The organism is Nitrospirota bacterium, assembly GCA_040756155.1.
Taxonomy (GTDB): Bacteria; Nitrospirota; Thermodesulfovibrionia; order JACRGW01; family JBFLZU01; genus JBFLZU01.
On sequence record JBFLZU010000113.1, the window covers coordinates 1 to 7,337 of the forward strand.

The following is a 7,337-nucleotide window of genomic DNA, read 5'->3' on the forward strand; positions in this document are numbered from 1 at the left end:
ATTTTCTCTTTTTCTCAATCCACTTCAGACTTCTTCTTGAACTTCGCCTGAAGGTCGTCGAGCACTGAATAGACAACAGGGACAACAACAAGGGTAAGAAATAGTGATGTCAGGAGTCCTCCTATGACTGCAATAGCCATAGGAGAGCGGGTCTCAGCACCTTCTCCGACCCCTAAAGCAACAGGGAGCATCCCGAAGACAATAGCGAATGTTGTCATAAGGATTGGTCTCAGCCTTACTGGAGAGGCTGTAAGTATAGCTTCTGTCTTTTCCATCCCACGACTCCTGAGTGTATTTGTATAATCCACAAGCAGTATTGCATTCTTTTTGACAAGACCCATGAGCAAGATTATTCCAATAAAACTGAAGACATTGAGTGTCTTTCCTGTAATCAGAAGTGCTCCGAGAGCACCTATGATAGATAGGGGCAAAGAGAGAAGCACGGTGAATGGGTGGATAAAACTTTCGAACTGGGATGCCAGTACCATATAAGCGATAATTACTCCAAGTATCAGGGCAAACAGAAGATAGCCAAAGGATTCTCCCATTATGTCTGCCATCCCTTTATACCTTCCTGAGTAATCCGGTGAGAGCATCTTTGCTGAGATGGCATCGAGTTCAGCCTTTGCCTCTCCAAGTGGTTTTTTCTCAAGGTTTGCAAAGAGCGTTATTGCCCTCTGTCTATCAACCCTGTTTATTATATTCGGTCCCCCTCCTTCCTGTATCCTTACGATGTTCGAGAGCTCGGCAAGTTTTCCGTCATTTGCCCTTATGTAAAGCCTACCAATGTCTTCAGGGTTAATCCTGTCTTCCGGATTGAGCCGCACTCTTACATCATATCGTCTTCCCCTCGTTTCATCCTTGAACTTTGTCACATCAACCTCTCCTCCTATGAGGATATTTACGGTCTCTGCAATACTTTCAACATCAACACCTAAATCAGCGGCTTTGTCCCGATTTATAAGTACCCTGACCTCTGGTTTTCCTGTCTCAAGAGAGGTGTCTATGTCAACAACTCCGGGGATTTTTGAAAACTCCTCAACTACAGACCTCATAGCCATCTCGAGACCCTTCAAATCCCTGCCCCTTATGCTATACTGTATCGGAACCGTTCTCTGTCCACCTCCAACAAGGGCGATATACTCAGCTGTTCCTTTTAATCCTGGAATAGTCCTGAATCTTCTCCTTACCTCTGACATTATCTGTTCCTGGCTCTTTTTCCTTTCAGCCTTTGGCTTAAGAGCTATAAACATGCCTGCCTTGTTTATCTCTCTGCTCAAGCCAAAACCCTGTGCATAAAAGGCTGTCTTTACCTCTGGAAGGCTCCTTATGAAATCTTCAGCCTGTTTAAATAACCTGTCAACCTCATCAACCGAGTAATCTATAGGTGCCTCAAGTCTAACAATAAACCTGTTCTGATCCTCTGGTGGGACAAATTCCTTTCCAAGAAACTTTATAAGTCCAAGACTTAGGACAAAAATCGTTGTTGCAAGAATAATTACCGTCTTTCTATGATTAAGGGCAATCTTCAAAAGTTCTCTGTAAAGGGACTCGACTTTTTTATACCACTTTTCAAGCATATTAGGAATACGAGAAAGCAAGGAGTGTTTTAGTTCAGAGTTCGGAGTTCGGAGTTTTTCTGACTTCTGACTTCTGACTTCTGACTTCTGACTTCTTAAATAGCGTGATGCCAGCATTGGTGTAAGTGTAAAGGAAACAAATAGTGACACCATCACGGCAAAGACAACCGTGAGGGCAAAGTGCATAAAGAATCTCCCTATTATCCCCTTCATAAAGGCAACAGGCAGAAATATTGCAACTATGGCAAAGGTTGTCGCCATTACTGCAAGTCCTATCTCAGATGTAGCGAATGAAGCAGCCTCCATCGGCTTCATACCCCTTTCGATATGACGGTGGATATTCTCTATGACGATGATTGCATCATCAATAAGTATCCCAATAGATAATGAGAGGGCAAGCATCGTCATATTGTTAAAGGTAAAGCCGAATACATTTATCAGGGTGAAGGTTGATATAATTGAAGTAGGAATGGCTACAGCACTTATCAGGGTGCTTCTTATGTTTCTCAGAAATAGTAGAACCACGAGAACTGCAAGGATACCCCCATAGATGAGATGGTGTTGAACTTCTCTGATGGATCGCTTGATAAATGTAGACTGGTCAAAACTTATGTTGAGTTCTATACCTGGAGGAAAGGTCTTCCTGATATTTTTAAGTTCTTTCTTTACCCTATCTATAACCTCGACTGTGTTCGTTCCTGACTGCTTCTGCACTCCAAGACCTATGGCAGATATGCCATTGAACCGTGCAATAGAGCGTTTCTCTTCCATTCCATCTTCAACCCTGCCTATGTCCCTCAATCTCACTGGAGCACCATTTCTGTATGTGACTATAAGGTCATTAAAGGCATCCACAGTCGGGAATTCTCCCTTTATCTTTACAGTATATTCTTTCCTGAGACTTTCTATCCTTCCTCCTGGGAGCTCTACATTTTCTCTCTGGAGTGATCGCATGACATCGTTAGCAGTTGTCTGGTAGGCATCAAGCCTTTTCCTATCAAGCCATACACGTGCCTGTCTTAATCTGAGTCCGGCTACTCTTATAGCACCTACGCCGTTTATTTTCTGTAATTGCTCCTTCAATACCTCATCCGCGTATGTAGAAAGATCTCTGACAGATCTTTCTCCTGTAAGTCCGAGCCAGAGAACAGGCACTGCATCAGGGTCAACCTTCTCAATAATAGGCTCATCTATATCCTTTGGGAGTTTTCCTCTTATGACAGATATCTTTTCCCTGACATCCTGCACTGCAAGGTCTATGTTCCTTTCAAGGACGAACTCGACCATTACGATAGAGACACCCTCAATGCTTGTGGATGCGATAGTTTTGACACCATTGATTGTATTTATAGCCTCTTCGATCTTATCTGTCACATCTATGTCCATTATCTCAGGGCTTGCACCCTTGAGGGTAGCGGTTATGTTGACCATGGGGAAGTCAACCTTTGGGAAAAGATCGAGTCCAATCCTTGGGTAACTCACCACTCCGAAGACAACGAGGGCAAGGATGACCATTGTGGCAAAAACAGGTCTTCTTATTGATGTATTAGCTAACCACATACTAATTAGTCCTTACTCCCGACTATTTTAACCTTTGCATTTTCGAATAAATTCTGCTGTCCCGCTATAACCACTATTTCTCCTTCCTTTAATCCTTCTGTTATTTCAATGTATTCACCGAATTTCTGTCCTATCTTGACTATCCTTTCTTTTGCTGTATCACCTTCTACTACAAAAATCCTTGTCTTTTCACCTTCGTATAAAAGGCTTATTGTCGGGATAAGGACTGCGTTATCTTTTATTCCTGTGATAAGTGTTACCTTTGCAAAGAAACCTGGTTTTAGCCTTTTTTGAGGATTTGGTATCTGTGCCTCAAGGCGAACTGTTCTTGTTTTTTCATCTGCATGTGGATCTATCAGGGTGAGTTTGCCATCGAATATTTCTTCGGGATATGCATCAACCTTTATCTCAACCTGCTGTCCAATTCTTATCTTCTTTGAGTCTTTCTCAGGAATGGAAAAGGAGAGTTTTAACGGGTTTGTCTGTATTATTGAAAAGAGTCCACTTCCAATACGCACATAATCTCCAGGAGAGACCTTCTTCTCTTTTACTGCCCCTGAGAGGGGGGATACGATCTTTGTCTTGGTAAGTTTCTGTTTTGCCAGTGATAGTGATGCCTTCGCCCTATCAAGTTCAGCAGTTGCGAGTGCAAGTCGGGTCTTTACATCGTCAAACTGTTGTTTCGTTACAAGTTCTTCCTTATAGAGTGCGTTTTTTCTTTCAAATTCAAGTTTTGTATTCTCAAGATTTGCCTCTGCCTGATTCAGTGATGCCTTTGCCCGTTGCATTTCAAGGGTGTAGTCAGTATCGTCAATCAAGGCTAAGAGATCACCTTTTGAAACGGCGTAACCTTCATCAACCTTTACATCCTTGATGATACCATCAACCTCTGAACTTACAGTAACCGAATCAAAAGGCATGAGGCTTCCAACAGCCTCGATATGTTGTTTAATCGTTTCTTTCTTTGTGTTTTCTATAGAGACAACGAGTTCTCTCTTTAGAGTTTGTTTTTTGGATTCTTTTCCTTTGCAACTACTAATGAGTAATGCAGAGACCATGACAAGTATAATTAGGTAAATATACCTTATTCTCATGCAATAATCTCCTTCCTGCAGTTTACCCCGCACCCAGAAAGCCCCACCCGCGCAGTCCTCGCACCCCGCGAAAGTGGGGTGCGGGGTTTACTGTCCACTACTTACCACCTTCAAGAATATACCCATTGCTTTCTTCAGTTTTAAGGTCGCGAGGTGTCTATCATACATAGCGCTGGCATGCTGCCTTTCTGCTGATAGGAGGGTGGTATTTGCATCAATGACATCAATGCTATCTGCGAGACCAAATTCAAATTGTCTTGAGACTGCCTCATAATTGTCCTTTGCATAGGCTACCTGTTTTTGTGTGGTAATGACAATAGATTCTATAGTCTTAAGGTCGAGATAGGCATTGCTTATTTCTATATCTATAGTCTTTTTGAGGTCGCTATGTGATAACTCTGCCTGCCTTAGCTCTGCGGCTGATTCTGAGAGCTCTGCCTTTCTTAAACCACCTTCAAAGAATGGGAAATTTAGCCTGAGTCCACCATATATACTTTCCTTCACAAGGAATGTAGATGCGGGGTCATCCTCTTTTCTGGAGTATACCCCTTCAAGAGAAAGCGTGGGATAGAAACCCCCCTTTGCATATTTAATCTTACTTTTTGCTATCCTGACCGCTATCTCGCTTTTAAGGTAATCATTTCTGTTTTGATAGGCAACCATCCTGAGGTCTTTTACATCTCCCTGAGGTATATCGCTGATAGATGGCCCTGCTACATCGTAATCTGTTGTAATTCCAGTAAGCCTTGCGAGGTAATCCTTTGCCTGCTTGTAGGCATTCTTTGCCTTTATCAATTCTGACTCTGCAGCTGAGAGTTCAGCCTCTGCCCTGAGAAGGGCAGTCTTGGTGACTTCTCCAACCTTCAGTCGTATCTCTGCAGCCTTTCTATGTTTTAAAAGTCTTCGAACCTGACTTTCTCCTATTTCCACATTTCGTCTGCCCTTGAGGACATCAAAATAGACAGAAGCTACCTGAAATAGATAATCTTCCTTGAAGAATGATAGCGACTTTCTTTCTGCCTCGACTTGCCCTTTGGCTATCTCAAGACCAGCAATGTTTCTTCCTCCTGTAAAAAGAGGCTGTTCAATTCTGAGCCCCCATGATGAACTTTCCTCTGGCTGTATTATGCTACCTGCCGAGCTCCTTCTATCCTGTGTATATCTCGTGTAGTTGCTGAATGCTGTAAATTTAGGAAGCAACGCTGAGAGTGCCTTTTCTTTTCCTCGTTCTGCTATAAAGAACTCTTCCTCGGCAATCATTATTCTTTCACTGTTTTTCAATGCAAGAGCGAAAAGATCGTTTAGTGTTAAATCTGTACTATGAGTTACACTTGCAAAAACAACTATATGGATAAACAACAAAATAGTAATTAAAAAAAATCTTCTCATCTTTCTACCTCCCGGATACGAGGCTTCTTATATAAAAATTAATGATGGATTTTAAATTATATGGGGTAGGCTCTTTTGAAACATTCATTAGCTTATAAAAAGCAGCACCACGTATGAGGTCCATAAGGAAATATGCGACATATCGCGGCTCTGTCCTTTTAAACTTACCCTGTTTGATCCCCTCTTTTATTATGCCTGATAATATCTCTATGAGTTTTTCTTTCTTCTCATACATCAATCTGTTTAATTCATCACCTGAACCAATACATGTCATAGGTCGTTCCGCCAGAAATACCCTGAGAAAGTTCCTCTCCTTCTCGATAAATGATAATTGTATCTTTACAATAGCCTCAAGTTTCTTGGTAATAGCATCATTTTTGTTGACTTCCTTCTCTATTGCATCTATCACCCTGTCCATTACATCCAGTAGTGCTGATGAAAAGAGTTCATCTTTGTTCTTGAAATAGATATAGACCGTTCCCTTTGCTACGCCAGCTTTCTCTGCTATCTCTTCAATGGTAGCCTTTTCCCAGCCCTTTTTAGCTATGACCTTACGGGCAGCCTTAAGTATTTCACTTATGCGGTATTTCTGAATTATCTTATGTCGTACCATAATGACCTAATAGTCATTTTTATGACCTAATAGTCATTTTACAGAACAGAGTCATTAAATGTCAATGGAAAAATAAAAGGTGGTACTCTCAGGGATGAGGTGATTTCCACTGAACCAAAGATAAATTATGATTTCTTTGAGGTTACAGCATGAAAGGTACTATAAATCTGCTGGAGATTCTTGCTACCACAATTAGGGCATTGGACATCTCCCTGCTCTTTTTCTTTAAATGATAGAAATGCTGTAAAAACTCTGTTGCAGTCAAGACACTTATATTCATAGGCTGGCATGACTACACACCTCCTTTTTGATACATGTTTTTATATTGTCATTGCGAGCGATAGCGAAGCAATCTCTAAATGTTGTAATTGATTCATTGCTCAATCTCCTCGCAATGACACTTTTAACTTCTTAAATTCCTTCAGGAAGTACTCTATACTCTGTTCATCTATGAGACAGAAATTTACCTCTTTGAGCGACGATTCAGGATTTTTATTAAGATATCTAACAGCCTCTTTAACGAGTATCTTTGCGCACCTATCTTTTGGAAACCCAAATATTCCTGAGCTGATTGCAGGGATAGAGATACTTTTTAATCCCTTTTCTGATGCCAGTTTCAGGCTGCTGATCAATGCGTTCTTTAATTTTTCGTCTTCGTTGCCTTCACCCCATCGTGGTCCAACCGCATGAATAACATACTTGGCAGGAAGGCTACCTGCAGATGTAACCGCCGCAGAACCAACAGAGACAAATCCAATCTTATTGCTTTCTTCCTGTATTATGTATCCACCTTTTCTTACAATTGCTCCTGCGACCCCCCCTCCGTGCTGTAGATATGAATTTGCCGCATTAACAATGGCATCCACCTTCTGTTCTGTTATATCTCCCTGTATGAGACGGAGGTATTTCTCCTTTTTTGTCTTATATTGAAGCTTCGCTTCGAAATGTAAGGAATTTTTCTTTTTCATATTCGCTCGCTACCCGCTTGCTGTGCATTTTCATAGTGCATCTTCATTAGACATTAACCTCACACTAAAGGCTGATATAATATTTTACCATAATTTTTAAAAAATTTAAGATGTAAATTAAGAGTTGCAATTT

6 protein-coding genes are annotated in these 7,337 nt (G+C 41.3%); all 6 read right to left on the bottom strand.

Translation table 11 applies throughout. From position 1 onward, the window contains the following. Positions 1–14: 14 nt before the first annotated feature. A complete protein-coding gene (locus AB1488_10770; protein ID MEW6410571.1) occupies positions 15–3,140 on the bottom strand; it encodes an efflux RND transporter permease subunit in 3,126 nt (1,041 codons plus the stop codon). A gap of 5 nt (positions 3,141–3,145) precedes the next feature. Beyond that, positions 3,146–4,234 carry an efflux RND transporter periplasmic adaptor subunit gene (locus AB1488_10775; protein ID MEW6410572.1) on the bottom strand — a complete coding sequence of 363 codons (1,089 nt, stop codon included), beginning with the start codon at positions 4,232–4,234 and terminating at the stop codon, positions 3,146–3,148. An 87-nt stretch (positions 4,235–4,321) separates the two neighbouring features. Then, positions 4,322–5,623 carry a TolC family protein gene (locus tag AB1488_10780; protein ID MEW6410573.1) on the bottom strand — a complete coding sequence of 434 codons (1,302 nt, stop codon included), beginning with the start codon at positions 5,621–5,623 and terminating at the stop codon, positions 4,322–4,324. A 4-nt stretch (positions 5,624–5,627) separates the two neighbouring features. Continuing rightward, positions 5,628–6,236 (bottom strand): TetR/AcrR family transcriptional regulator, encoded by a 609-nt coding sequence (locus AB1488_10785; protein ID MEW6410574.1) that lies wholly within the window; start codon positions 6,234–6,236, stop codon positions 5,628–5,630. Positions 6,237–6,361: 125 nt separating this feature from the next. After that, entirely contained in the window at positions 6,362–6,526 is a 165-nt protein-coding gene (locus AB1488_10790; GenBank protein ID MEW6410575.1) for a zinc ribbon domain-containing protein, read from the bottom strand. Positions 6,527–6,616: 90 nt separating this feature from the next. Then, positions 6,617–7,204: a macro domain-containing protein gene (locus AB1488_10795; GenBank protein MEW6410576.1), complete on the bottom strand. Its 588-nt coding sequence runs from the start codon at positions 7,202–7,204 to the stop codon at positions 6,617–6,619. Positions 7,205–7,337 lie beyond the last annotated feature (133 nt).

What these genes read in the sequence shown, in the direction of transcription:
- AB1488_10780 (MEW6410573.1), bottom strand. Translation starts at nt 5,623, where the DNA reads ATGAGAAGATTTTTTTTAATTACTATTTTGTTGTTTATCCATATAGTT.
- AB1488_10795 (MEW6410576.1), bottom strand. Translation starts at nt 7,204, where the DNA reads ATGAAAAAGAAAAATTCCTTACATTTCGAAGCGAAGCTTCAATATAAG.
- AB1488_10785 (MEW6410574.1), bottom strand. Translation starts at nt 6,236, where the DNA reads ATGGTACGACATAAGATAATTCAGAAATACCGCATAAGTGAAATACTT.
- AB1488_10790 (MEW6410575.1), bottom strand. Translation starts at nt 6,526, where the DNA reads ATGCCAGCCTATGAATATAAGTGTCTTGACTGCAACAGAGTTTTTACA.
- AB1488_10775 (MEW6410572.1), bottom strand. Translation starts at nt 4,234, where the DNA reads ATGAGAATAAGGTATATTTACCTAATTATACTTGTCATGGTCTCTGCA.
- AB1488_10770 (MEW6410571.1), bottom strand. Translation starts at nt 3,140, where the DNA reads ATGTGGTTAGCTAATACATCAATAAGAAGACCTGTTTTTGCCACAATG.